Here is a 24408-nt window from a genome sequence, read left to right on the forward strand (position 1 = left end):
CTGTGCGCTGTGTATAAGCAGCGTAGTTCGTTGATTAGCCATTGAATACCCAATGAAATTATATTCTGACCGTATTACTTCATCCCCGTTTCGCCGCAGCCTGATAGGCGCTGCAGTTCTGGCGCTGTGCGCCGGCAGTGCCATGGCTATCGAGCCCTTCGTCGTCAAGGATATCCGCGTCGAAGGCATCCAGCGTACGGAAGCCGGTACGGTTTTCAGCTATCTGCCAGTGCGGGTAGGCGAGACCTTCAACGACGATAAAGGCGTGGCCGCCATCAAGGCGCTGTATGCCACCTCCTTCTTCAAGGACGTGAAACTGGAACGCGACGGCGACGTGCTGGTCGTACTGGTAGAAGAACGTCCGGCCATCTCCAAAGTGGAGTTCACCGGCACCAAGGAATTCGAGAAAGACACGCTGGTCAAGGCGCTGAAAGATATCGGCGTGGGCGAGACCAAGATTTTCGACAAGGCTTCGGTCGACCGCGCCGAGCAGGAGCTCAAGCGCCAGTACCTGTCGCATGGCCTGTACGGCGTGAAGATCGTCACTACCGTGACGCCGATCGAACGTAACCGCGTCAACATTACCTTCGCCGTGGACGAAGGCGAAATCGCCAAGATCAAACAGATCAACATCGTCGGCAACAAGGTTTTCAGCGACAAGGAACTGAAAGACGAACTGGCCCTGAATACGGGCGGCTGGTTCAGCTGGTACACCAAGTCCGACCAGTATTCCAAGACCAAGCTGACCGGCGATATCGAGTCGCTCAAGTCCTACTATCTGAACCGCGGCTATATCGAGATGCAGATCGATTCGACGCAGGTGTCGATTACGCCGGACAAGAAGGATATCTACATCACCATCAACATCACCGAAGGCCAGAAGTACACGGTCAACGCTGTCAAGTTCGAAGGCGAGACCTTCGGCCGCGAAGAAGAACTGCGTTCGCTGGTGCTGCTGCGCAAAGGCGAGACCTATTCGGGCGAACGCCTGACAGCCACCAACAAGCTGATCTCCGACCGCTTGGGCACCTTCGGCTACGCTTTTGCCAACGTCAACGCCAACCCTGATATCGACCGCGAAAAACGCGAGGTATCGTTTACCTTCTTTATCGATCCGGGCAAGCGCGCCTACGTGCGCCACATGAATATCGCCGGTAACACTACCACCCGCGATGAAGTGATCCGCCGCGAGTTCCGCCAGTTCGAATCGTCGTGGTACGACGCCAACAAGATCAAGCTGTCGCGTGATCGTGTCGACCGTCTGGGCTACTTCAAGGACGTGACGGTGGATACGCCGGAAGCGCAAGGCACTTCCGATCAGGTGGATGTCAACCTGACCGTGGTGGAAAAACCGACCGGTAACTTCCAGATCGGTGGCGCTTTCTCCCAGTCGGAGAAATTCTCCTTCCAGGCCGCCATCCAGCAGGCTAACTTTGCCGGTTCCGGTACCACCGTCGGCATCGAACTGAATACCTCGAAATACAGCCGCACCGTCTCGTTCTCGCAGACCGACCCATACTACACCGATGACGGTGTGTCGCGTTCGTACGAAGTGTATATGCGTACCCAGCAGCCGCCGGCGCTGAACATCGGTAGCTACACCATCCGCCAGCAGGGCGGCCGTATCAGCTACGGTGTGCCGTTCTCGGAAGTCGATACGGTGTTCTTCGGTATCGGTCTGGAGCGCTCGCGCATCACCACCGACCTGACTTCGCCGACCCGCTTCCGCGAATACGTCACCAGCGTGACGGGTAGCCCTGATGGTACCGGTACCGCCCAGACCCACGCGGTGCCGCTGACGGCCGCCTGGGCGCGCGACAGCCGCGATTCTGCTCTGACGCCGACGGTAGGCCGCTACCAGCGTGCCAATCTGGAGGTCGATCTGGTAGGCCAGCAGCAGTACTTCCGTGCCGTGTACGAGCACCAGTGGTATAAGCCGCTGTTCTGGAATATCACGCTGGCTCTGAAGGGCGAGATCGATTACGGCCACGGTCTGCGTAACAGCAAATACCCTGTGTTCAAGAACTTCTACGGCGGCGGTATCGGTTCCGTGCGCGGCTACCTGAGTTCCTCGCTGGGTGCGGTCGATCCTTACTACTTCGATGCGCTGGGCGGTGCTTCGCGTCTGATCGGTAACGCCGAGCTGCAGATGCCGTTCCCCGGTTCGGGCAAGGACCGCAGCCTGCGCTGGTTCGGTTTCGTCGATTCGGGCCAGGTGTATCAGGAAGGCCAGAAAATGCGCGCCTCCGAGCTGCGCTATTCTACCGGTCTGGGTATCAGCTGGATTTCCCCGGTGGGTCCGCTGAGATTGAGTTATGCTAAGCCTCTCAACGCCAAACCGGGCGACCGGCTGGAGCGTTTCCAGTTCCAGATGGGCGGCGGCTTCTAAGCTGGCCCGCAGGCGAGCTGCTAGCTGGTATTGAAAATTACTTCGGAGAAATAAGTTGAAGACTCTGTCCGCTAACCTGACCAAATCTCTTGCCGTGCTCGCACTGGGCTGCTGTGCATGGGCGCCGGTGCAGGCCCAGACTTCCGTGTCGCGCATTGCGTGGCTCAGTCCTGAGCGCATCTACAACGAGTCCAAGCTGGCCAAGCTGGCCGGCGAGAAGCTGCAGGAAGAATTCAAGAGCCGCGAAAAAGCCATGACCGATATGGCCATGCGCCTCAAGGCCGCCTCCGAGAAGCTGGAAAAGGATATGCCGGCGCTGGCCGAAACCGACCGCGTCAAGCGCCAGCGCGATGTGTTCGAGCTGGATAAGGAATACCAGCGCCGCCAGCGCGAATTCCGCGAAGACCTGAACCAGCGCACCAACGAGGAGCGCCAGGCCATTTCGGAAAAAGCCACCAAGATCATCAAGCAGATGGCCACGGTGGAAGGCTTCGATATCGTGCTGCAGGACGCCGTCTGGGCCAGCCCGCGCATCGATATCACCGATAAAGTGCTGGCTGCACTCGATAAAGATAAATAATTCAACAGATTGGACCACCCGATGGGCACTCGACTAGGGCAATTGGTCGAACGCCTCGGCGGTCAGTTGATGGGCGATGCCAACCTCGAAGTGGATGGCATCGCACCATTGGCAGACGCCAGCGCTTCGCACATCAGCTTCCTCAGCAACAGCAAATTGCGCGCACAGGCGCTGCAAAGCCAGGCGGCGGCACTGATCGTGTCGGCTGCCGATCAGGCCTTCATCAGCGCCGGTTTTTCCGGTGCGCTGATCGTCACCAATAATCCGTATGTGTATTTCGCCCGTGCGGCGCAGTATTTCGAGTCGCTGACGGCACTGGTGCCGCAGCCAGGAGTGCATGCCAGTGCCGTGGTGGCCGAGGATGCCCAGGTGGCCGCCAGCGCCCACATCGGCGCGCGCGTGGTGATCGAAAGCGGCGCGGTGATCGGCGAGAACGTCGTGATCGACGCCGGCTGCTACATTGGCCGCGAGGCCGTCATCGGCGCCGAGACCCACCTGTTCGCCAACGTAACCTTCCACGCCAAGTGCGTAATCGGTCAGCGCGGCATCATCCACTCCGGCGCCGTGATCGGCACGGACGGTTTTGGTTTCGCCAACGAGGGCGGGGTTTACATCAAGATTCCGCAAACCGGCAGGGTAGTGATAGGCGACGATGTGGACATCGGCGCCAACACCACCATCGACCGTGGTGCACTGGCCGACACCATCATCGAAGATGGCGTCAAGCTGGATAACCAGATCCAGATCGGCCACAACTGCCATATCGGCGCGCACACGGCCATGGCCGGCTGCGTCGGCGTGGCCGGCAGCGCCAGGATAGGCAAGTACTGTACTTTCGGCGGCGCCGCCATGGTACTGGGGCACTTGACCATCGTGGATAAAGTACACGTAGGATCGGGCAGCATGGTATCGCGCTCCATCCTTGAACCTGGCCAGTACACGGGCTTCTACCCGCTGGCCAAAAACAGCGAATGGGAAAAATCGGCGGTCATCGTGCGCAATCTGTCGACGATGCGCGATAAAATCCGCGCGCTGGAAAAAACAATTAAAACATTGACGAATCAGGACGAGAAAACATTATGACTACGAACACCCCGGTAAGCTCCGAGTCCACCTGCACCAAGAAGTGCCTGGACATCCACACCATCAAACAGTACCTGCCACACCGCTACCCGCTGCTGCTGGTAGACCGCGTGCTGGACTGGGAGTCGGGCAAGAGCATTACCGCTATCAAGAACGTCACCGTCAATGAAGAGTTCTTCAACGGCCATTTCCCGCACAAGCCAGTAATGCCGGGCGTGCTGATGATCGAAGCGATGGCGCAGACCGCTGCCATTCTGTCCTTCCTGACCATGGATATCAAACCGGACGAGAACTCGGTGGTGTACTTCGTCGGTATCGATAACGCCCGCTTCAAGCGTCCGGTGGAACCGGGTGATCAGCTGGTGATGAACGTGGAAATCCTGCGCGTCTCGCGCGGCATCTGGAAATACAAGGCGGTAGGTTCGGTCGACGGCCAGACCGCCGTGGAAGCAGAACTGATGTGCACCATCCGCAGCGCCACCGACGCTAGCCAGCCAGCCGGGAAGTAATCATGGCCAAGATCCATGCAACCGCCATCGTCGACAGCAAGGCCCAGCTCGACGATAGCGTTGAAATCGGCCCTTACTCGGTGATCGGCCCGAATGTGGTGATCGGTGCGCGCACCGTGGTGGGCCCTCATGTGGTCATCGAGGGCAATACCACCATAGGCTGCGATAACAAGTTCTTCCAGTTCTCCTCCATAGGCGCTGCGCCGCAGGACAAGAAATGGAATGGCGAACCGACCCGTCTGACCATAGGCGACCGTAACACCATCCGCGAATTCTGTACCTTCAACACGGGGACGGTGCAGGACAAGGGCGTGACCTCGCTGGGTAACGATAACTGGATTTCCGCCTACGTGCATCTGGCGCACGACTGTCAGGTGGGCAGCAACACCATCTTCTCGAACAATGCGCAGATCGCCGGTCACGTCGAGATCGGCGACTGGGTGATCATGAGCGGCTTCGCCAATGTGCACCAGTTCTGCAAGATCGGTGCGCATGCCTTCGTCGGCATGAGCACTTCGCTGACCCAGGATGTGCCGCCGTTCGTGCTGCTGAACGGGAATCCGGCCCAGGCCCACGGCGTGAATATCGAAGGTCTGAAACGGCGCGGCTTCACGCGCGAGCAGATCAACGGCATCCGCACTGCCTATAAGCTGATCTACCGTTCCGGCCTGACGCTGGAAGAGGCCAAGACGGCGTTGCTGGCAGAAGAAAGCGCCCATCCAGCGGCGGCCGATCAGATCCGTGCCATGCGCGAGTTCCTCGGTACGGCCACTCGTGGCATCGTCCGCTGATACCCCGGTGGCTGGCCAGTCGGCCACCTCGCCACTGTCGCTCGCGCTGGTGGCGGGCGAGCCGTCCGGCGATATGCTGGCGGCCCGTCTGCTGTCCGGTCTGCGCCCCCATTTGCCCGGCGCGCGCTTCCATGGCATAGGCGGCGAGCAGATGATGGCGCAGGGCTTCGAATCGCACTGGCCTATGGATAAGCTGACGGTGCGCGGCGTGCTTGAAGTGATTCCGCGCTACCGCGAAATCAAGGGCATCCAGAACCAGCTGCGTGACCAGCTACTGGCCGAACGTCCGGCCGCCTTCATCGGTGCCGACTATCCGGGCTTCAATCTGGGGCTGGAAGAACAGCTCAAGGCCGCCGGTATCCCCACCATCCATTACATCGGGCCGCAGATCTGGGCCTGGCGTGGTGGCCGTATCAAGAAAATCATCCGTGCCGTGTCGCACATGCTGGTGGTGTTCCCGTTTGAAGAGGAAATCTACCGCAAGGCCGGTGTGCCGGTCAGCTATGTGGGCCACCCGCTGGCCGAACTGATACCGCTGGCAACCGACGAGGCGGGGGCCAGGCGTACGCTGGGTCTGCCCGAGCAGGCCAATGTAGTGACCATCATGCCCGGCAGCCGCATGTCCGAAATTAAGTACAACACGGTGGCCTTTATCAGCGCGGCGCGCTTGCTCAAGCAGCGCGACCACTCGCTGCGCTTTGTCGTGCCGATGGCGGGCGCACGCCAGCGCCAGTATTTCCTTGAACTGGTCGCGCAGGCCGGCCTGCAGGATGTCGAACTGACCCTGCTCGATGGACAGTCGCATACTGCGATTGCGGCGGCCGATGCGGTGCTGGTGGCTTCCGGCACGGCTTCGCTTGAAGTGGCGCTGTTCAAGAAGCCTATGGTGATCGCCTACAAGATGATGGCGCTGGAATGGCAGATACTGCGCCACTTCGGCTACCAGCCGTGGATAGGCCTGCCGAATATTCTGGCACGCGAATTCCTCGTGCCGGAGCTGCTGCAGGATGCGGCCAACCCGCAGGCGCTGGCCGAAGCCATGTGGCAGCAGCTGACGGATGCGCCGCACCGCCTGCGGCTGGCACAGCGCTTCAGCGATATGCATCACAGCCTGCTGCGCAATAGCGCGCAGGAGAGCGCGGCTGCCGTGCTCAAAGTAATCCAAGCATAAGAGAAACAACGTGAAAAACCCTACCCCCGGCCTGTTCGACTATCTACCCGACTCGCCCGATGAAATCATTTGCGGTGTCGATGAGGCAGGGCGCGGGCCGCTGGCCGGCCCTGTATTCGCGGCTGCCGTGATCCTCGATCCGGCCCGTCCCATCGACGGCCTGCGCGATTCCAAGAAGCTGACGGAAGCCAGGCGCGACCTGCTGGCCCCTGTGATCAAGGCGCAGGCGCTGGCCTGGGCCATCGCCGAAGCATCGGAAGCGGAAATCGACCAGCTGAACATACTGCAGGCCACCATGCTGGCCATGCGGCGCGCGGTGGAAGCGTTGCAGACTGTGCCCACGCTGGCCCTGATCGATGGTAACCGCTGCCCCGTCATGAAAATCCAGAGCATGGCCATCGTCGGCGGCGACGACAAGGTGGAAGCCATATCGGCCGCCTCCATCCTCGCCAAGACGGCGCGCGATGCGGCGCTGGTGACGCTGCATGAGCAATATCCGCAATACTGCTTCGACCAGCACAAAGGCTATGGTACGGCGCTGCATCTGGCCCGCCTGCGCGAGTTCGGCGCGTCGCCCGTGCACCGCCGTTCGTTTGCGCCGGTAAGGGCAGCGCTGGCCGCCGGCGCGCAAGGCGGGGCGCCAGCAGCAGGAGAGGCAGCATGAAGACGATTACCTCGCGCGATAACGCGCAATACAAAGAGCTGGTCAAGCTGGCCGGCAATGCCGCCACCCGGCGCAAACTGGGCCGCACCCTGCTCGATGGCGTCCACCTGTGCCAGTCCTATCTGCAGCTGCGTGGCCTGCCCGAGCAGTGCATCGTCAGCGAATCGGCCCTGCAGCATGGCGAAGTGATGGACATCGTCGGTCAGCTGGAAGCGCGCCATGGTCACGTACTGGCGCTGCCGGATAGCCTGTTCAAAGCCATTTCGCAGGTCGAGCATGGGATTGGCGTGATGTTTTCCGTCGCCACGCCCGAGCGCAGCGTCAGCGGCCCGCTGGCCGTGAATGCCGTACTGCTCGACGGCGTGCAGGACCCCGGCAATATGGGCTCCATCCTGCGCAGCGCTGCGGCGGCGGGTATCAGGGAAGTGTATTGCAGCGCCGGTTCGGCCTATTGCTGGTCGCCCAAGGTGCTGCGCGCGGCCATGGGCGCCCACTTTGTGCTCGATATCTATGAAAATGTGGATCTGGCCGAGCTGGTGCGCAATGCCCGCGTCAGCACGCTGGCCACCAGCGGCTATGCTACCCAGCGGCTGTATGATGTCGATCTGCGCCAGCCGGTGGCCTGGCTGTTCGGCCACGAAGGGCAGGGCGTGGCCGATGATCTGCTGTCGCTGGCTACCCATCAGGTAGTGATTCCCCATCTGGGGCAGGTGGAGTCGCTGAATGTGGCGGCTTGCGCGGCAGTATGCTTTTTCGAGCAAGTCAGGCAGAATCAGGTCTAAGCGCTTATTTAGCGCGATGAATGGAGCCCCGCATGGACATCGCCCAGTTGCACTTTCTGGTAGCCGAAGGAGAACAGAGTCAGCGTCTGGCGCTGGCCGATGTTCTGGTGCACCTCGGGGTGGGCCACATCACCCAGGTGCCGGATGGCCATACCGCCTTGCGCCACCTGACTTCAGGTCTGGCGCCGCAGGTGGATGTGGCCATCGTCGATCTGGCCTTGCCCGGCATGGACGGGCTGGAACTGATACGCCGTCTGGCCGAACAGCGCTGCAAGGCCGGCATCATCGTGATCGGCGCCCAGAGCAGCGCCGTGCTGATTTCCGTGGAAACCATGGCGCAAGCCTATGGCGTGAACATCTGGGGCACACTGGCCAAGCCGGTCGCACCGGCGCGGCTGCAAAGCATGATAGAGCATGCGGCCCAGCCGTCCGCACCGCGCATCAGCGAGGTACATAGCCAGCTGCCGCAGTTCAGCTTTGCCGAAGTGGGGCAGGGGCTGCAGGATGGCCAGTTCGATCCCTATTTCCAGCCCAAGATAGAACTGGAAACGGGGCAGGTGAAGGGGCTGGAGATGTTTGCGCGCTGGCGCCATCCCGTGTTCGGGGTGCTGGGACCGGCTGCCTTCATGCAGGTGCTGGAGCAGCACAAGCGCATCGATTTTCTCGACTGGACGCTGATCGAGAAGTCGGTCGCGGCCTGCCGTACCCTGCACGATCAGGGCATACCGATATCCTTCTCGATCAATGTGGACCCCAGCACGCTGGCCCATGCCCAGTTCATGGAGCAGATGGCGGCCTGTCTGGAGCGCCACCGTATCCTGCCCGATTACATCACCTTCGAAATGACCGAATCGGCCGTGCTGACCACGGAACCGCATTTCATCGAACGCCTGCTGCGCCTGCGCATGAAAGGCTATGGTCTGGCCATCGATGATTACGGTACAGGGCGCAGCAATCTGCAACTGCTGGCCCGCATCCCCTTCTCCGAGCTGAAGATAGACCGCAGCTTTGTCGACGGTGCGTTCAAGAAGCCCGCTATCGCCACCGTGCTGCGTTCCTGTCTGGGGCTGGCCCGCAACCTCGACCGCCGTTCGGTGGCCGTGGGCGTGGAAACCAAGGAAGACTGGGATTTCCTGCAAGGGCTGGGCTGCACCTTTGCGCAGGGCTATTACATCGGCAAACCCATGCCGGTGGAAGAATTCCCCGACTGGCTGACGGACTGGCGCCACTTCTTCTAAACAGAACGCCGGGTCAGCAAGCTGTACCCGGCGCGGCAGGCGAACTTAGTCCGCGTATTCCCTCGGCCTGTTCTACATCAAGCTTGTTTGCGGCGGCGGGCGATCAGACCCACCATGCCTAGGCCAGCGAGCAACATTGCATAGGTTTCCGGTTCCGGCACGGCCGAGACGCCGGTGCGGTATAGGGTGGCGTTGGAGATCGAATCGATGTGGTTGATGATGTCGGTCACGCCCGTGCTGCCGGCATTAAAGCGGTAGAACGCGGTCTGGTGATTGTAGTTGGTCGTGCCTGCATCGGTGGTCACCTTGATCACGCCGTAATGGATGCCGATCACGGTGTCGCCATACAGGGTCTGGTTGAAGTGGAAAAGGGCCGCGCCATCCAGTGATTTCGCCATCTTGCTGTCGGGTACAGCGCCGCTCAGGGTGATCCCCCACGGCGTGTGCAGGTAGCCGTTGACGTCATCCCAGGTTTGCGGATTGCCGTTCAGATTGCCCGCGTAATAGCCGAGGCAGGTGACGGGGACGGAGTGGCCGGCCACGATGACTTCGATGGAGCTGCCGGAGCAGCTCGGGGTGCTGGCAGCAGCCATGCCGGATGCCAGACTCAGGCCCAGAGCGAGGGTGATCGATGCGGATTTTATGAGCTTCATTGGATTTTTCCTCTTGACATCGGTGGCTACTGCGAATAGGCCGAAGATTAGCATGGAAAAATATCTAATCATCATTTATTTTTACTATCAGGCACTCTTTGTGGTTTTTATGCTAATCACGTGACGTGCCGCTAGAAAGCGTTTTGAAAGCTGGCCACCCATACACTCCTGTCAGAACCAGTCACAGGAGACATAATGAACCCCCATACTTCCCCCTATCAGGCATCTGCTGCCCAGCACGGCATGGCCAGCGTCAGCCCTATCCATGAGCATGGCGATGCCGCCAGCGCCCCGCCGCATATGCTGGCATGGCGCGCCATGGAGCTGCGCATCGGGCTGGTGCCGCTGCCCGTTTATCTACTGTTGCTGGCCCTGATAGGTGGTTTTGTCTACATGGGCAAGGTGCCGACCGACATCTCGGTGTCCATCGCCGTGCTGGCCGTGGGCGGCTTTACCTGTGCCGAATTCGGCAAGCGCATGCCGCTGCTGCGCCATATCGGTGCCGCCGCGATTTTCGCTACCTTTGTGCCATCGTTTCTGGTCTACGCCCATGCCATGCCACCCGTGCTGCTGAAGAACGTGGCCGAATTCACCAAGAACAGCAACTTCCTCTACCTGTTCATCGCCTCCATCGTGGTGGGCAGTATCTTCAGCATGGACCGCGATGTGCTCATCAAGGGCTTCCTGAAGATCTTCGCGCCGCTGGCCGCCGGTACGGTGGTGGCTGCGCTGGTGGGCACGGCCGTGGGCACGGCGCTAGGCATGAGCTGGCAGCACACCCTGTTCTTCATCGTGGTGCCCATCATGGCGGGCGGTGTGGGCGAGGGCGCGATTCCCCTGTCGATAGGCTATGCGGCCATCCTCGGCCACGCGCAGGGCGAAATTTTCGCGCAGGTACTGCCGCCGGTAATGCTGGGCAGCCTGAGCGCCATCCTGATGGCGGGCGCGCTCAACTTTGCCGGCAAACGCTATCCCCACCTGACGGGCGAGGGTCGGCTGCAGCCCGGTAGCGAAGACGATGTACGTGTGACGGAACTGCCGGCCGCTGCGGTCGATGTGGGCCAGATAGCCGGCGCCGGCCTGACTGCCATTGCGCTCTACATGGTGGGCCTGATGTCGCACAAGCTGTTCGATTTTCCCGCGCCCGTGGTGATGCTGTTCGTGGCGGTGCTGCTGATGCTGTGCCGGGTGGTCTCGCCCCAGTTGCAGCAGGCTTCGGGCGTGGTCTATAAGTTCTTCTCCACGGCCGTCACCTATCCGCTGCTGTTCGCTATTGGTGCGGCACTGACACCGTGGGAAAAACTGATTGCAGCCTTTACCATCGTCAACCTGATCACCATTGTCGCGACCGTGGCGACGCTGATGGCGACGGGCTTCGTGGTGGGGCGCATGCTGAAGATGTACCCGATCGAGACGGCCATCATCAATGCCTGCCACAGCGGCCAGGGCGGCACCGGCGACGTGGCGATCCTGACGGCGGCCAACCGCATGCAGATGATGCCGTTTGCCCAGATTGCCACCCGCATAGGCGGTGCGATCGTGGTCACGCTGGCGCTGTTCGCGCTGGCGCGGGTGGGCATGGCATAAAGCCGGGCCGATTTTTGCAACTGGCATCTATTTGCCGCGCCGGATACATGTTATATTTTTCTAAACGTTGCACTGGTGCGCAGCGTGGATGACCAGCGAAAGGAAAGTATGGCTATGGTATTTTGTCGCGGCTGCGGCCAGGAGTTGCACGAGTCGGCCCCGCTCTGCCCCCATTGCGGCGCGCCCCAGACAGTAGCCTCGGCGCCCCGGTTCGCCGATGCCGGCGGCTTCTTTGATTATGCGCTGCGGCCGTTCCGGCAGTACGCCGTGTTCAGCGGTCGTGCAAGGCGCAAGGAATACTGGTACTTCCTGCTATTCCTGATGGGCGTGAATTTCATGCTGGGTTTTTTTGCCGGATTGTTCCAGAGTTCATCGATAGGCATGCTGTCGACACTGCTGGTGCTGGTGACTTTCTTGCCCGGCGTGGCTGTAGGCGTGCGGCGCCTGCATGACAGCAACCGCAGCGGCTGGTGGCTGCTGCTGCCCATTGTGAATCTGATACTGCTGTGTCAGGACAGCGAACCCGGCAGTAACCGCTACGGCCCCAGCCCCAAATACCCGGGCCAGGCAGATTTCAGCGCGCCATGACCACGCGGTTGCGGCCCGACTGTTTGGCTTCGTACATGGCGGCATCGGCCCGTTTGATCAGATACTGGTGATCAGGGTGGCCGTCGAACATGGCTACGCCTATGCTGGCCGTGACGCTGACAGAGTGGCCCTGCGCCAGCGAGAACGGGGTGCTTTCAAATTTACTGCGGATCAGCTCGGCAATGCGCCGGGCGGATTCCGCCGTCACTTCCACCAGCATCACCAGCAATTCTTCGCCGCCGTAACGGAACACGAAGTCGCCATTGCGCACGCTCGACAGCAGTAGCGCCGAGGCTTGCTGCAGCACCAGATCGCCCCCTTCATGGCCATGGGTATCGTTGACCTGTTTGAAGTGGTCGAGATCGAGCAGGATCAGGGCAAAGCCCGTATTGCGCTTCTGGCTGACGTTAATCTCGCGGCTGACCACGGAAGGCAGGAAGCGCCGGCTGAACAAGCGGGTCAGAGCGTCGCGTCCGTTTTCCGCTTCCAGATTGCGTTCGAACAGGGTAGACAGCAGGAACTTCAGATTATCGATTTCGTCCTGCAGGTCGCTGACGCGTTCGACGGCGCCGCGTGCACCATCACGCGGACGCAGCAGCGGCAGTACCACATTGTCGATGCGCTCTATGATGTCGAGGATCTGTTCGACTTCCATATCGCCTTCGAACATGGCGATGGCCTTGTGGTGGAACCACATGCCGAATTCGGATTTGCGCAGGGGCGGCAGGCTGGCCGCGCTTTTGCAGTGCAGCGCCACCATCACTTCATTGGCCCATTCCATCAGCACGGCACGCTGGCGCTCGCGTTCCACGCCCACATTCTGGCCGATGGCAAACAGGCGGTAGGCTTCGTCCGTGCGGGCTTCGCGCTGGCTGTTGCGTTCATACGAGACGCTCATCAGTTCGAGCGCCAGATCGATCAGGCCTTCGGCATAGGCCGTGGCCTGGGCGCGTATCTGGGCATCGTCGAATTCCTGTGCCAGCGCCAGCCGCAAGTGGTGCTTGAGCAGGCGTGCGCCGCGCGACACCAGATGCACGGGCAGCTGGATGCGGGCATGGACTTCGCCCACCAGCCGCTGATGGGCGACGATGCCGGCCGCATCATCCATGGGATGGTGGAAGATGGAGCGCAGCCAGCGTGTCATGGACTGGTGCAGCCGTTGCTGAACGGCGTCCGCCGTCAGGAAGGAGCGTGCCTGCGGGTGCCCCAGCATGTGCTGGTAGAAATAACTTGCCAGCTTTTCCGCATCCCGCCCCATCAGACTGTCTAGTGTGGCACGACAGACTTCCGGCGTGGCCAGCACGATATTCGACCATTCGGTCTCGGCAGTCTGATCATAGGGAAGGGCAGTGTGCGCATGCATGGCAGGCCTCGCTATCAGTAGTCGCGCCGGTTAGGCTTGATTTCTTGCAGAATGGTGGTGGAAATCTCTTCGATCGACTTGGCGGTCGAAGAGAGCCAGCGTATGCCCTCGCGCTTCATCATGTTTTCCGCCTCGTTGACTTCGTAGCGGCAGTTTTCGATGGACGCATACTTGCTGCCGGCGCGCCGTTCGTTGCGGATTTCCGCCAGCCGCTCGGGGGTAATGGTCAGGCCGAAGATCTTGTTTTTGAACTCGTACAGCGAGGACGGCAGGCGGCCCCGTTCGAAATCGTCGGGGATCAGGGGGTAGTTGGCAGCCTTGATGCCGTACTGCATGGCCAGATACAGGCTGGTCGGGGTTTTGCCGGAACGCGACACGCCAACCAGGATGACGTCGGCCGAAGCGAGGTTTTTATGCGACTGGCCGTCATCGTGGGCCAGCGAGAAGTTGATCGCTTCGATGCGGTTTTTGTATTCCTCGCTGTCAACAATATTGTGCGAGCGACCAATAGTATGGGTGGACATAACGCCCAGTTCTTGTTCCAACGGTGCAACAAATGTCTGGATCAAATCCATGTGCATGCCTTTGCACTGACGGATGATATGCGACAGTTCGGTCTTCACCAGAGTCGAAAAGATGATCGGTCTGTAACCATCAGTTGCAAACGCTTCGTTGATTTTGCGTGCAGCTTCGTGCGCTTTATCGACCGTATCGATGAAAGGCAGGCGGATTTGACGGAACCGCAAGTCAAACTGGGTGAGAACTGAGTGACCAAAAGTTTCAGCGGTAATACCGGTGCCGTCGGAAACAAAAAACACGGTACGGGCGGCGGAAGGCAGGGGAGAACGTTGTTCTTGTGTCATGGGAGGTGCGCCAGTCATTATTGTGGATCGTCAATTTGCGTCGCAGGCTGTAGAATGGACGCCAATGGCAAGATTGTGCTGCACGACGAACAGAATAACAAGAAACATGTCTGCGCCTCGCTGGAAGATTTCTATCATCAAAAGGTGTAATTATGTCCAACGCAGCATTGAAGGAGCAGAACAACGACGCGGTTTACGTTGCTTCGTTTGAAAACTTGCGCATGACGGATGTCGAATCCGTCGGCGGCAAAAACGCCTCTCTGGGCGAAATGATCAGCCAGCTGGCCGGTGCCGGCGTGCGTGTGCCCGGTGGTTTTGCCACCACGGCCCAGGCATTCCGTGACTTCCTGTCGCACAGTATCGAAGGCGGCAAGCCGCTGGCCGAGCGCATCGCCGATCGTCTGGCCGATCTGAACATCGACGACGTCCGTGCTCTGGCGCAAGCCGGTGCGGAAATCCGTCAGTGGATCGTCGACACCCCGTTCCAGCCCCGTCTGCAACAGGAAATCGAAGCGTTCTACGCTGCTCTGGTGGCTGATTCCAGCACCGAAGTATCGTTCGCCGTGCGTTCCTCGGCTACCGCCGAAGACTTGCCGGACGCCTCGTTCGCCGGTCAGCAGGAATCCTTCCTCAACGTGGTCGGGATCGAAAACGTGCTGGACGCGATGAAACACGTGTTCGCTTCCCTGTATAACGACCGTGCCATCTCCTACCGCGTGCACAAAGGCTTCACCCACGCCGAAGTGGCACTGTCGGCCGGCGTGCAGCGCATGGTGCGTTCCGATCTGGGCGCTTCCGGCGTGATGTTCACCATCGACACGGAATCGGGCTTCAAGGATGTGGTCTTCGTCACCTCCAGCTATGGCCTGGGCGAGACCGTGGTGCAGGGCGCCGTCAATCCGGACGAATTCTACGTGCACAAGCCGATGCTGGAAAAAGGCAAATCGCCTGTGATCCGCCGTAACATCGGCTCCAAACTGATCAAGATGGAATTCACCAACGAAGCCAAAGCTGGCCGTTCCGTGAAAACCGTCGATGTGCCGGTCGAAATGCGCAACCGCTATTCGCTCAATGACGAAGAAGTGGTGGAGCTGGCCAAGTACGCTGTCATCATAGAAACCCACTACGGCCGTCCTATGGACATCGAGTGGGGTAAAGATGGCCGCGACGGCAAGCTGTACATTCTGCAAGCCCGTCCTGAAACCGTGAAATCGCAGCAGAAAGCCACCGACGTACAGCAGCGCTTCAAGCTGAAATCGACCGGTACCGTGCTGGCTTCGGGCCGTGCGATCGGCCAGAAAATCGGCGCCGGTCCGGTGCGCGTGATTACCGATCCGTCGGAAATGGAACGCGTACAGCCGGGCGACGTGCTGGTGGCCGACATGACCGACCCGAACTGGGAACCGGTGATGAAGCGTGCTTCCGCCATCGTCACCAACCGTGGTGGCCGTACCTGCCACGCGGCGATTATCGCGCGTGAACTGGGCGTGCCGGCCGTGGTCGGCTGCGGCGATGCGACTGACGTGCTGAAAGACGGCACTTTCGTCACCGTATCGTGCGCCGAAGGCGACGAAGGCAAGATCTATGACGGTCTGCTGGAAACGGAAGTATCGGAAGTCTCGCGCGGCGAGCTGCCTAAGCTGCCAACCAAGATCATGCTGAACGTGGGTAACCCGCAGCTGGCCTTCGACTTCCAGGCTGTGCCGAATGCCGGCGTGGGTCTGGCCCGTCTGGAATTCATCATCAATAACAACATCGGCGTACACCCGAAAGCGATTCTGGAATACCCGAATATTGATGCAGATCTGAAAAAGGCCGTGGAATCCGTGGCCCGTGGCCATGCATCGCCGAAAGCCTTTTACGTCGACAAGCTGGCCGAAGGCGTGGCTACCATCGCTGCCGCGTTCTGGCCTAAACCAGTGATCGTGCGTCTGTCGGACTTCAAGTCCAACGAGTACAAGAAGCTGATCGGTGGTTCGCGCTATGAGCCGGACGAAGAAAATCCGATGCTGGGCTTCCGTGGCGCAGCCCGTTATCTGGCCGACGACTTCGCCGGTGCCTTCGAAATGGAATGCCAGGCCATGAAGCGCGTGCGCAACGACATGGGTCTGACCAACGTCGAAATCATGGTGCCGTTCGTGCGTACGCTGGGTCAGGCTGAAAAAGTCGTGGGCCTGCTGGGCAAGAACGGTCTGGTACGCGGCGAAAACGGCCTGCGTCTGATCATGATGTGCGAAGTGCCTTCCAACGCGATTCTGGCCGACCAGTTCCTCGACCACTTCGACGGCTTCTCCATCGGTTCCAACGACCTGACCCAGCTGACCCTGGGTCTGGACCGCGATTCCGGTATGGCGCTGCTGGCGGCTGATTTCGACGAACGCGATCCGGCCGTGAAAGCCCTGCTGGCCATGGCCATCAAGGCTTGCCGCGCGCGCGACAAGTACATCGGTATCTGCGGTCAGGGCCCATCCGACCATCCGGACTTCGCCGTCTGGCTGATGGAACAGGGCATCGAATCGATGTCGCTGAATCCGGACTCGGTGATCGATACGTGGCAGAAGCTGGCCACGCTGGTCAAGTAAGCCAGCGAAAAGGATTGACGTAAGCCGGGATTGGTATAGACTGCGGTTGTCGCATTAAGGTTTCAACAACACCATTAATACCTCAACGCTTACGTTGTCTCTGAAAACCCTCGCAGCCCGCACGGGCTTGCGGGGGTTTTTGCATTTTATTTTGTGTGTTTTATCGCCGGAAAGGAGAGCAGTATGACGGACTGGAGTTTGTGGCTGATGGCCGCGGGCGCAACGGTCATCATGGAATTATTCAGCGGGACGTTCTACCTGCTGATGATAGCGCTGGGGCTGATCTCGGGTGCGCTGGCCGCCGTGCTGGGCTTCGGCATGGCCGCGCAGACCGTGCTGGCAGCGCTGGTGGGCATGCTGGCCACGGTGCTGCTGCGGCTGAGCCGCTACACGCCCGAACAGCTGGCCGTGGCAGCGGGGCGCGATCCCAACCAGCACCTCGATATCGGCCAGACCGTGCAGGTCAGCGAATGGCAGGACGGTATGGCCCGTGTGATGTATCGCGGCGCCCTGTGGGATGTGGAACTGGAGGCCGGCGCGACGCCAGCAGCGGGCGCCTACACCATACGCGAAGTACGGGGCAGCCGGCTGATCGTCGCAGCAGCAGCCTGAACGGCAGCGCGCTGGCAAGGCAAGCAAAGAGCAACTACGACAAGGAGTGATTTATGGATATCAGTTTTGGTAACGTCAGTCTGATTCTGTTTCTGGTAGCACTGGTGTTTGTGTTCAAGACCATCAACGTGGTGCCGCAGCAGCATGCCTGGGTGGTGGAGCGGCTCGGTAAATACCACGCCACGCTGGGCCCCGGCCTGAACATCGTGATTCCCTTCATCGACCGCATAGGCTACAAGCATGTGCTTAAGGAAATCCCGCTTGATGTACCGCCCCAGGTCTGCATTACCAAGGACAATACCCAGCTGCAGGTGGACGGCATCCTGTACTTCCAGATCACGGATGCCATGCGCGCATCCTACGGCTCGTCCAACTACATCGCTGCCATCACCCAGCTGGCCCAGACCACGCTGCGTTCCGTGATAGGCCGGATGGAACTGGACAAGACTTTCGAGGAACGCGAGCACATCAACACGGCCATCGTCAACGCCATCGATGAATCGGCTTCCAACTGGGGTGTCAAAGTACTGCGCTATGAAATCAAGGACCTGACCCCGCCCAAGGAAATTCTGCATGCCATGCAGGCGCAGATCACGGCCGAGCGGGAGAAGCGCGCGCTGATTTCTGCCTCGGAAGGGCGCAAGCAGGAGCAGATCAACATCGCCAATGGTGAGCGGGAAGCCCAGATCGCCCGTTCGGAAGGCGACAAGCTGGCCGCCATCAACCGGGCGCAGGGGCAGGCAGCGGCCATCGTGGCACTGGCCGAAGCCAATGCCTCGGCCTTGCGTCAGGTGGGCGCGGCCATCAGCGAACAGGGCGGGACTGATGCCGTCAACCTGAAAGTGGCCGAGCAGTACGTCAGCGCGTTTGCCCAGCTGGCCAAGACCAATAATTCCATCATCATTCCGGCCAATCTGGGCGATATGAGCGGCCTGATTGCCACGGCCATGCAGGTGGTGAAAACCCAGAAGCCGGCTTGAATTGGCGTGGCGCTCTGTTAAGATGCGCCCGTTGGCTCAGGCGCTGCGTTGGCGCTCTGGCCGGATAGACAGGAGTGGCAATGGGTACATGGGCGGTAGACGCATTCGGCAACGATTATGCGCAGGACTGGGCAGAAGATCTGGCACAGGTCAGCAATCTGGATGCGGTAGAAAACACGCTGGACGTTGCCTTGCAGAGCGACGCTGCCGGACTTGAAGCGCCGTATGCGATAGAAGCGCTGGTGGCCATCGAGGTGCTGGCGCGGCTGCAGGGTAAGGGCGGCGAACAGACGGAAGATAGTGCCGCCGTCGATGCCTGGGTGGCCGCCCGCAAGCCCAAGGCCAAACCACGCGCGGATCTGGCGCAGAAAGCCTTGCAGGTACTCGATAAGGTTGTGGCGCCGGATTCGGAACTGCGTGCGCTGTGGGAAGATAGCGAATACTACGCCGAGTGGAGCGCCAGCGTGGCCGGGCTGCGTGCGCGCCTGCAGGCCTGAGCCCCGCATGTCTAGCGTGGATCAAGGCCAGCTGGCGCAGCTGGCGGAATTCCTCGAGCGGCACCGCAATGTGCTGGTGCTGACGGGGGCTGGTCTGAGCACCGCTTCCGGCATCCCCGACTACCGTGATCAGGATGGCGTGCGGCGTGGCCGTGCGCCGATACAGGGGCCGGATTTCCGCAAATATGAAGCCGTGCAGCGGCGCTACTGGGCACGCAGCATGGTGGGCTGGCCCACGCTGGCGCAGGCCGCACCGAATGCGGCCCACTACGCGCTGGCGCAGCTGGAAGCAGCCGGGCGCATAGGCGCCATCATCACCCAGAATGTCGATGGTCTGCACCAGCAGGCCGGCACGCGCCAGCTGATCGAACTGCACGGGAATATCCATGGTGTGCGCTGCCTGCAGTGCCACACCGTTCATGCGCGCGCCGGTATCCAGCAATGGCTGCTCGAGCATAACCCCGAGCTGGCGGCCAATGCCAGCAGTGCCGATGCGGACAGTGTGGTGCCCGAGGTGCGTCCCGATGGCGACGCCGAAGTGGAGCTGGAAGCCATGCAGCGCTTCCATATGCCGGTCTGCCATGCTTGTGGCGGAACGCTGCAGCCTGACGTGATTTTCTTTGGCGATAATATTCCGCCCGAGCGCACGGCGGCTGCGCTGGCGCTGGCCGAACAGGCCGACGCGCTGCTGGTGGTGGGGTCGTCGCTGATGGTGTTTTCCGGCTTCCGCTTCTGCAAGCTGGCCGCTGCTGCGGGCAAGCCGATTGCCGCTATCAATCTGGGCAAGACCCGCGCCGATGAGCTGATAGGTCTGAAACTGGCCGCCTCGGCGGCCGATGTGTTACCGCGCCTGCTCTAGCCGCTGCGATGGCTGCGGCAGGGCGGCGCCGCCCGATTAACGGCGGTGAGTCTTCATGGCGGCCGCCACTTCGCGCTTGTTGTCGCGGTCTTTCTCGGTGGCGCGCTTGTCGTGCATCTTCTTACCTTTGGCCAGACCGATTTCGCATTTCACCCGGCCGCCCTTGTAGTGCAGATTGAGCGGCACCAGCGTGTAGCCGGAACGGACCACTTTGCCGATCAGCTTATCCATTTCCTGACGGTGCAGCAGCAGCTTGCGGGTGCGCACGGCTTCCGGATGGATGTGGGTGGAGGCCGTGGGCAGGGCGCTGATGTGGGCGCCGAACAGGAATAGCTCGTCGCCCTTGATGGTGACGTAGGCTTCCTTGATCTGCACGCGGCCGTCGCGGATGGCCTTGACTTCCCAGCCTTCCAGCACGATGCCCGCTTCATAGCGGTCTTCGATGAAGTAGTCAAAAAAGGCTTTTTTGTTATCAGCTATGGTCATGGGATGGTATCGGTTAAACTACTGCTACGCGGATTTTTACGCGAATAATTCAACATGATAGCAAATGGTTAGCGTATGGCAGTAGTGCACAAGTCAGTTTTACTCGGATACAGCGCCCAGCAGATGTACGATCTGGTGGCTGCCATCGAGGATTACCCCCAATTTCTGCCATGGTGCGGGGCGGTTGAAATCAAGGAAAAACACGACAATCAGGTAGTGGCCAGTGTCGGCATCAACTATCGCGGCGTGCGCCAGAGCTTTACTACTTCCAATCACAATACGGAACCATCGGAAATCCGCATGAAACTGGTCGACGGTCCTTTCAAATGTCTGGACGGTGTGTGGAGTTTCAAGGCCCTGCGTGACGATGCCTGCAAAATCGAGCTCGATCTCCACTACGAATTTTCCAGCGCGCTGCTGGCCCAGCTGGTAGGCCCCGTGTTCGGCATGATCGCCAACAGCATGGTGGATTCCTTCTGCAAACGGGCGGAGGCAGTGTATGGCTAATGATGTGCTGAATATCGAAGTCTGCTACGCCAGCGATGACGTGCAATTCCTGCAAGCTTTGCAGGTGCCGGCCGGTAGCACCATCGCCCGGGCCATCGCCCTCAGCAGCCTGCAGCAGCGGCTACCGCAGCTGGACCTGCAGGCGCTGCAGGTAGGCATCTATGCCAAAAAGAAGACGCTGGACACGGTGCTGCGCGAGCATGACCGCATCGAACTATATCGTCCCCTGATCGCCGATCCCAAGCACGCGCGCCGCCGGCGCAAAGCCAGCGTCTGACAAACCAACACTATTGCCGTAAATCCATACGGCAGAGTGACTTTTTGTTCGTTTTCTAGGCATTCTGTTCTATTCTTGTGCTATCGCTTCTCTGGCCAAGTATGCTGTCCCGCCTATGAAATTACGCAGAATTTCTGCCTGGTTTTCGTTTCTCGTGCTGCTCTCGCTGGCGGCCAATGGCTGGCTGATTATTCTGATCCGTCAGGCCCATAATGAAATGCTTTCTTCGCAACAGTACCGGCAGGATGCGCTGGCGCTGACCCATGGCCTACATCAAGAAACCGAACAGCTGGCCCAGCTGGTGCGGGCCTATACGCTGACGGGCGAAACCCGTTACCTGTTCTACTACTACGACATCCTCGCCATCCGCGAAGGCAGCAAGCCGGCGCCGGCCAACTACAATCCCGTGACCTACTGGGACGATGCAATTGCGGGACGCATCGAACATCATCTGCCGGAGCAGGGCCTGAAAGTCTCGCTGGCCGAGAAGATGAAAAAAGCCGGATTCGGTCCGGCCGAATTCCAGGCGCTGAATCAGGTGATCGCCGCCACGGCGGCCATGAACAAGATCGAACAGATCGCCTTCGCCGCCACCCAGGGGCTGTATGACCCCGTGCAGGGCGATTTCGTCGATGATGGCGAGCCGCGGCGCGATTATGCCAGCCAGCTGGTTTACAGCAAGCAGTACAGCGAACTTAAAGCCGATCTGTCGCGCGCCGTGAATGCGCTCAGTGCCATCACGGATAGCCGCACCAGTGCGGAAATGGATATGGCAGCGCAGCGGCTGGAACAGCGCATCGCCATTTCGCTGGCATCGATGGCGCTGACGGTGCTGCTGGTACTGGCCGCGTTCCAGGTGGTGCGGCTCAAAGTGCTGGCACCCATCACGCGGCTGGGCCGGGCGGCACGCCAGCTACGCGGCGGCGATTACAGTACCCGCTATGGCGGCGCCGAGGCAGCACGCAGCGGGCCTAGTGCAGTGGAAGAAGTGCAGGAGCTGGGCGGCACGCTGGATGGCATGGCGCAGGCGATCGAAGGCGATATTTCAGCGCGCGCCGCGGTACAGCGCGAACTGGAAGCGGCACGGGCGCAGGCCGAGGCAGCGACGCAGGCCAAGTCCATGTTTCTGGCCAATATGAGCCACGAAATCCGCACGCCCATGAATGCGATTATCGGCATGAGCCATCTGGCGCTGGAGACGCAGCTTAATGCGCGCCAGCGCGATTACGTCAGCAAGGTCCATCAGGCGGCCAAGTCGCTACTGGGCATCATCAACGATATTCTGGATTTCTCCAAAGTCGAAGCAGGCAAGCTGCGGCTGGAACAAGCGCCGTTCCGGCTGGAAGACGTGCTGGCCAACAGCATGTCGCTGCTCAGTATGGCGGCGCGCGACAAGGGGCTGGAACTGCTGCTCGATGTGGAGGACCCGCAGCTGCTGGGCGAGCAGGGCATGCTGAACGGCGATGCGCTGCGGCTCGGGCAGGTGCTGACCAATCTGCTATCGAACGCTGTCAAGTTCACCCAGCGCGGCTACGTACGGTTGTCGGTGGAGGTGGCAGAAAGTACCGCCGCTGCACTGACGTTGCGCTTTGCCATCCGAGACACGGGCATAGGCATGACGGCTGAACAGGTGGCCAATCTGTTTCAGGAATTTACTCAGGCCGACGGATCGACCACGCGCCGCTTCGGCGGTACGGGGCTGGGGCTGACCATATCCAAGCGGCTGGTGGAGCTGATGGGTGGCGCCATCTATGTGGACAGTGCGCCGGGACAGGGGTCCAGCTTTGTGTTCAGTGCCAGCTTCGGCCGGACGGCAGGCGCTGCGGCCAGCACGGCGCTGGCGCAGCTGGATACGCTGCGCGTGCTGGTGGTGGACGACCAGCAGGAAGCCCGCGCGGTACTCCAGCATCTGCTGCAGGCGCTGGGCGTTGGTGCCGCAGGGGATGGTTGCATCGATCTGGCCGACAGCGCTGCAGTGGCCATCGCGCAGGCGCAGGCGGCCCATGCCGCCGGCCTGCCTTATGACCTGCTACTACTGGACTGGGTAATGCCACCGGCAGGCGGCGATACGGTGCTCGCTGCGCTGGATGGACAGACTCCCGTCACTGCCATCGTTTCCGCCTACGATGCCGAGCATCTGCATATCAGTGCAGGGCGTCTGGGCGCGCGCCACTTCCTCGCCAAGCCGGTGCTGCCGGCGGCCCTGCGCGAGTTGCTGGCCAGCGTGACGGGGCAGGCCAGTAGCGACGCCAGCCTGCCGTTACGCTTACAGGCTACCGCACTCGATGGCATGCGCGTGCTGCTGGTAGAAGACAATCCGCTCAACCAGCAACTGGCCTGCGAGCTGATGGAGGGACGTGGCGTGCAGGTGACGGTGGCCGAACATGGGCAGGCTGCGCTGGATCTGCTGGCAGCCGTGCCGCCCGACCATTACCATGTGGTGCTGATGGATTTGCAGATGCCGGTGATGGATGGCTACGAAGCCACACGCCGCCTGCGCGCTCAGCCCGAGTACGCGGCGCTGCCGCTGATTGCCATGACGGCCCACGCGCTGGTGGAAGAGCGCGAGCAGTGTCTGGCGCTGGGTATGAATGGCCATATCGGCAAGCCGATCGAGCCGGACGAACTCTACGCCGAGCTGGCCCGTCATTACGCGGCGCCATCACTGCCCGCCAACGGTCTGACGGGCATGAGTGGCATCAGCAGCATGAGCGGTATGAATGGTATCAGTGGCGAGGGCGGCGCGGTGGCGGACAGCGACGCGTCAGGCCTGCCTGCTATCGCCGGGCTGGATACGGCTTCGGGCCTGCGCCGCTGCGGCGGGCGGGTGTCGCTGTATCGGGGTATGCTGGAACGTTATGGTCAGGAGTTCGCCCAGCTGGTGCCAGTGTTGGAAGGACTGCTAGCCGCTGCCCAGTGGGCAGAAGCGGAACGGCTAGCGCATACGCTGCGCGGCTTGAGCGGCACCATAGGCGCAGCTAGCGTGGCCGAACTGGCGACGGCGCTGGAAAGTGCTAGCCACGGGCGCGATGCCGCAGCAGCACAGACAGCGTTAGCCGCGCTGGTCGCGCCATTGCAAGCCCTGCTGGCCGCGTTGCCGCAGGCGCCAGCGCCCGTACTGGGAGCTAGTGCGGGCGCAACCGCTGCCTTGCCCGACTGCCTGCCGCAGCTACGTGCGCTGCTGGCTGATAGCGACGGCGATTGCATCGCCCTGTGGGACGAGCACCGTGCTGCCTTCGCAGCGGCCCTGCCTGTTGAAATAGTCCAGCAGATTAACCACGCGCTGGAGAATATAGACTTCGATACGGCGCTGACCCTGCTGCCGGAATCCATTACCTGACACTGTT

At 60.7% G+C, this 24408-nt stretch carries 23 protein-coding genes; 19 read left to right on the forward strand and 4 right to left on the reverse strand.

What is annotated here, in order from left to right; genetic code table 11:
- Nucleotides 1-52 precede the first annotated feature (52 nt).
- The 9 genes from bamA to GTP23_RS10970 are packed head-to-tail and all read left to right on the forward strand — an operon-like array spanning nt 53 to nt 9207.
- Entirely contained in the window at nt 53-2389 is a 2337-nt protein-coding gene (gene bamA / locus GTP23_RS10930; RefSeq protein ID WP_161035154.1) for an outer membrane protein assembly factor BamA, read from the forward strand.
- Nucleotides 2390-2444: 55 nt separating this feature from the next.
- The gene (locus tag GTP23_RS10935) at nt 2445-2969 is read left to right on the forward strand and encodes an OmpH/Skp family outer membrane protein (protein WP_161035155.1); all 525 of its coding nucleotides are present in this window, start codon (nt 2445-2447) and stop codon (nt 2967-2969) included.
- Between the two features lie 21 nt (nt 2970-2990).
- Nucleotides 2991-4052, forward strand: a complete 1062-nt coding sequence (lpxD, locus tag GTP23_RS10940) for a UDP-3-O-(3-hydroxymyristoyl)glucosamine N-acyltransferase (RefSeq protein ID WP_161035156.1) — start codon at nt 2991-2993, stop codon at nt 4050-4052.
- The gene (gene fabZ / locus GTP23_RS10945; protein WP_161035157.1) at nt 4049-4561 is read left to right on the forward strand and encodes a 3-hydroxyacyl-ACP dehydratase FabZ; all 513 of its coding nucleotides are present in this window, start codon (nt 4049-4051) and stop codon (nt 4559-4561) included. Before lpxD ends, fabZ begins: the two co-directional genes overlap by 4 nt.
- Before the next feature lie 2 nt (nt 4562-4563).
- Complete coding sequence (gene lpxA, locus GTP23_RS10950; protein ID WP_161035158.1) at nt 4564-5352, forward strand: acyl-ACP--UDP-N-acetylglucosamine O-acyltransferase; 789 nt, start codon at nt 4564-4566, stop codon at nt 5350-5352.
- The gene (gene lpxB, locus GTP23_RS10955; protein WP_371866890.1) at nt 5336-6523 is read left to right on the forward strand and encodes a lipid-A-disaccharide synthase; all 1188 of its coding nucleotides are present in this window, start codon (nt 5336-5338) and stop codon (nt 6521-6523) included. Before lpxA ends, lpxB begins: the two co-directional genes overlap by 17 nt.
- 10 nt (nt 6524-6533) lie before the next feature.
- Complete coding sequence (rnhB, locus tag GTP23_RS10960) at nt 6534-7187, forward strand: ribonuclease HII (RefSeq protein ID WP_161035159.1); 654 nt, start codon at nt 6534-6536, stop codon at nt 7185-7187.
- Nucleotides 7184-7969, forward strand: a complete 786-nt coding sequence (locus GTP23_RS10965) for a TrmH family RNA methyltransferase (protein ID WP_161035160.1) — start codon at nt 7184-7186, stop codon at nt 7967-7969. Before rnhB ends, GTP23_RS10965 begins: the two co-directional genes overlap by 4 nt.
- 32 nt (nt 7970-8001) lie before the next feature.
- On the forward strand, nt 8002-9207 hold the full coding sequence (locus GTP23_RS10970) for an EAL domain-containing response regulator (protein WP_161035161.1): 1206 nt from the start codon (nt 8002-8004) through the stop codon (nt 9205-9207).
- Nucleotides 9208-9284: 77 nt separating this feature from the next.
- Here the strand turns inward: GTP23_RS10970 and GTP23_RS22755 are convergent, their stop codons facing one another.
- On the reverse strand, nt 9285-9860 hold the full coding sequence (locus GTP23_RS22755) for a PEP-CTERM sorting domain-containing protein (protein ID WP_229256045.1): 576 nt from the start codon (nt 9858-9860) through the stop codon (nt 9285-9287).
- Nucleotides 9861-10055: 195 nt separating this feature from the next.
- Between GTP23_RS22755 and GTP23_RS10980 the strand changes: the two genes are divergently transcribed.
- Both GTP23_RS10980 and GTP23_RS10985 read left to right on the forward strand, forming a co-directional pair.
- A complete protein-coding gene (locus GTP23_RS10980; protein WP_229256046.1) occupies nt 10056-11447 on the forward strand; it encodes a 2-hydroxycarboxylate transporter family protein in 1392 nt (463 codons plus the stop codon).
- A gap of 108 nt (nt 11448-11555) precedes the next feature.
- Entirely contained in the window at nt 11556-12035 is a 480-nt protein-coding gene (locus GTP23_RS10985) for a DUF805 domain-containing protein (RefSeq protein WP_229256047.1), read from the forward strand.
- Here GTP23_RS10985 and GTP23_RS10990 read toward each other — a convergent pair.
- Together GTP23_RS10990 and ppsR are read right to left on the reverse strand one after the other, a co-directional pair.
- Nucleotides 12022-13398, reverse strand: a complete 1377-nt coding sequence (locus GTP23_RS10990) for a GGDEF domain-containing protein (RefSeq protein ID WP_161035162.1) — start codon at nt 13396-13398, stop codon at nt 12022-12024. The genes GTP23_RS10985 and GTP23_RS10990 overlap by 14 nt on opposite strands.
- A 14-nt stretch (nt 13399-13412) precedes the next feature.
- Nucleotides 13413-14261, reverse strand: coding sequence for a posphoenolpyruvate synthetase regulatory kinase/phosphorylase PpsR (gene ppsR, locus GTP23_RS10995; protein WP_161035163.1), 849 nt, complete (start codon nt 14259-14261; stop codon nt 13413-13415).
- 152 nt (nt 14262-14413) lie between these two features.
- Here ppsR and ppsA point away from each other — a divergent pair, with 152 nt between their 5' ends.
- The 5 genes from ppsA (at nt 14414) to GTP23_RS11020 (ending at nt 19791) form a co-directional block, all read left to right on the forward strand.
- Nucleotides 14414-16843 carry a phosphoenolpyruvate synthase gene (ppsA, locus tag GTP23_RS11000; RefSeq protein ID WP_161035164.1) on the forward strand — a complete coding sequence of 810 codons (2430 nt, stop codon included), beginning with the start codon at nt 14414-14416 and terminating at the stop codon, nt 16841-16843.
- Nucleotides 16844-17026: 183 nt separating this feature from the next.
- The gene (locus GTP23_RS11005) at nt 17027-17455 is read left to right on the forward strand and encodes an NfeD family protein (RefSeq protein WP_161035165.1); all 429 of its coding nucleotides are present in this window, start codon (nt 17027-17029) and stop codon (nt 17453-17455) included.
- 53 nt (nt 17456-17508) lie between these two features.
- A complete protein-coding gene (locus GTP23_RS11010; protein WP_161035166.1) occupies nt 17509-18435 on the forward strand; it encodes an SPFH domain-containing protein in 927 nt (308 codons plus the stop codon).
- Nucleotides 18436-18515: 80 nt separating this feature from the next.
- Nucleotides 18516-18932 (forward strand): DUF4259 domain-containing protein, encoded by a 417-nt coding sequence (locus GTP23_RS11015; RefSeq protein WP_161035167.1) that lies wholly within the window; start codon nt 18516-18518, stop codon nt 18930-18932.
- 7 nt (nt 18933-18939) lie between these two features.
- On the forward strand, nt 18940-19791 hold the full coding sequence (locus GTP23_RS11020; protein ID WP_161035168.1) for an NAD-dependent protein deacetylase: 852 nt from the start codon (nt 18940-18942) through the stop codon (nt 19789-19791).
- 36 nt (nt 19792-19827) lie between these two features.
- Here the strand turns inward: GTP23_RS11020 and smpB are convergent, their stop codons facing one another.
- Nucleotides 19828-20277: an SsrA-binding protein SmpB gene (gene smpB / locus GTP23_RS11025; protein WP_161035169.1), complete on the reverse strand. Its 450-nt coding sequence runs from the start codon at nt 20275-20277 to the stop codon at nt 19828-19830.
- Between the two features lie 75 nt (nt 20278-20352).
- Here smpB and GTP23_RS11030 point away from each other — a divergent pair, with 75 nt between their 5' ends.
- From GTP23_RS11030 to GTP23_RS11040, 3 genes are all read left to right on the forward strand, one after another.
- The gene (locus GTP23_RS11030; RefSeq protein ID WP_161035170.1) at nt 20353-20784 is read left to right on the forward strand and encodes a type II toxin-antitoxin system RatA family toxin; all 432 of its coding nucleotides are present in this window, start codon (nt 20353-20355) and stop codon (nt 20782-20784) included.
- Nucleotides 20777-21061, forward strand: coding sequence for an RnfH family protein (locus tag GTP23_RS11035; protein ID WP_161035171.1), 285 nt, complete (start codon nt 20777-20779; stop codon nt 21059-21061). Before GTP23_RS11030 ends, GTP23_RS11035 begins: the two co-directional genes overlap by 8 nt.
- A 115-nt stretch (nt 21062-21176) precedes the next feature.
- Nucleotides 21177-24401, forward strand: a complete 3225-nt coding sequence (locus GTP23_RS11040; RefSeq protein ID WP_161035172.1) for a hybrid sensor histidine kinase/response regulator — start codon at nt 21177-21179, stop codon at nt 24399-24401.
- Nucleotides 24402-24408: the final 7 nt, after the last annotated feature.

Source organism: Duganella fentianensis (assembly GCF_009857835.1).
Lineage (GTDB): Bacteria > Pseudomonadota > Gammaproteobacteria > Burkholderiales > Burkholderiaceae_D > Rugamonas > Rugamonas fentianensis.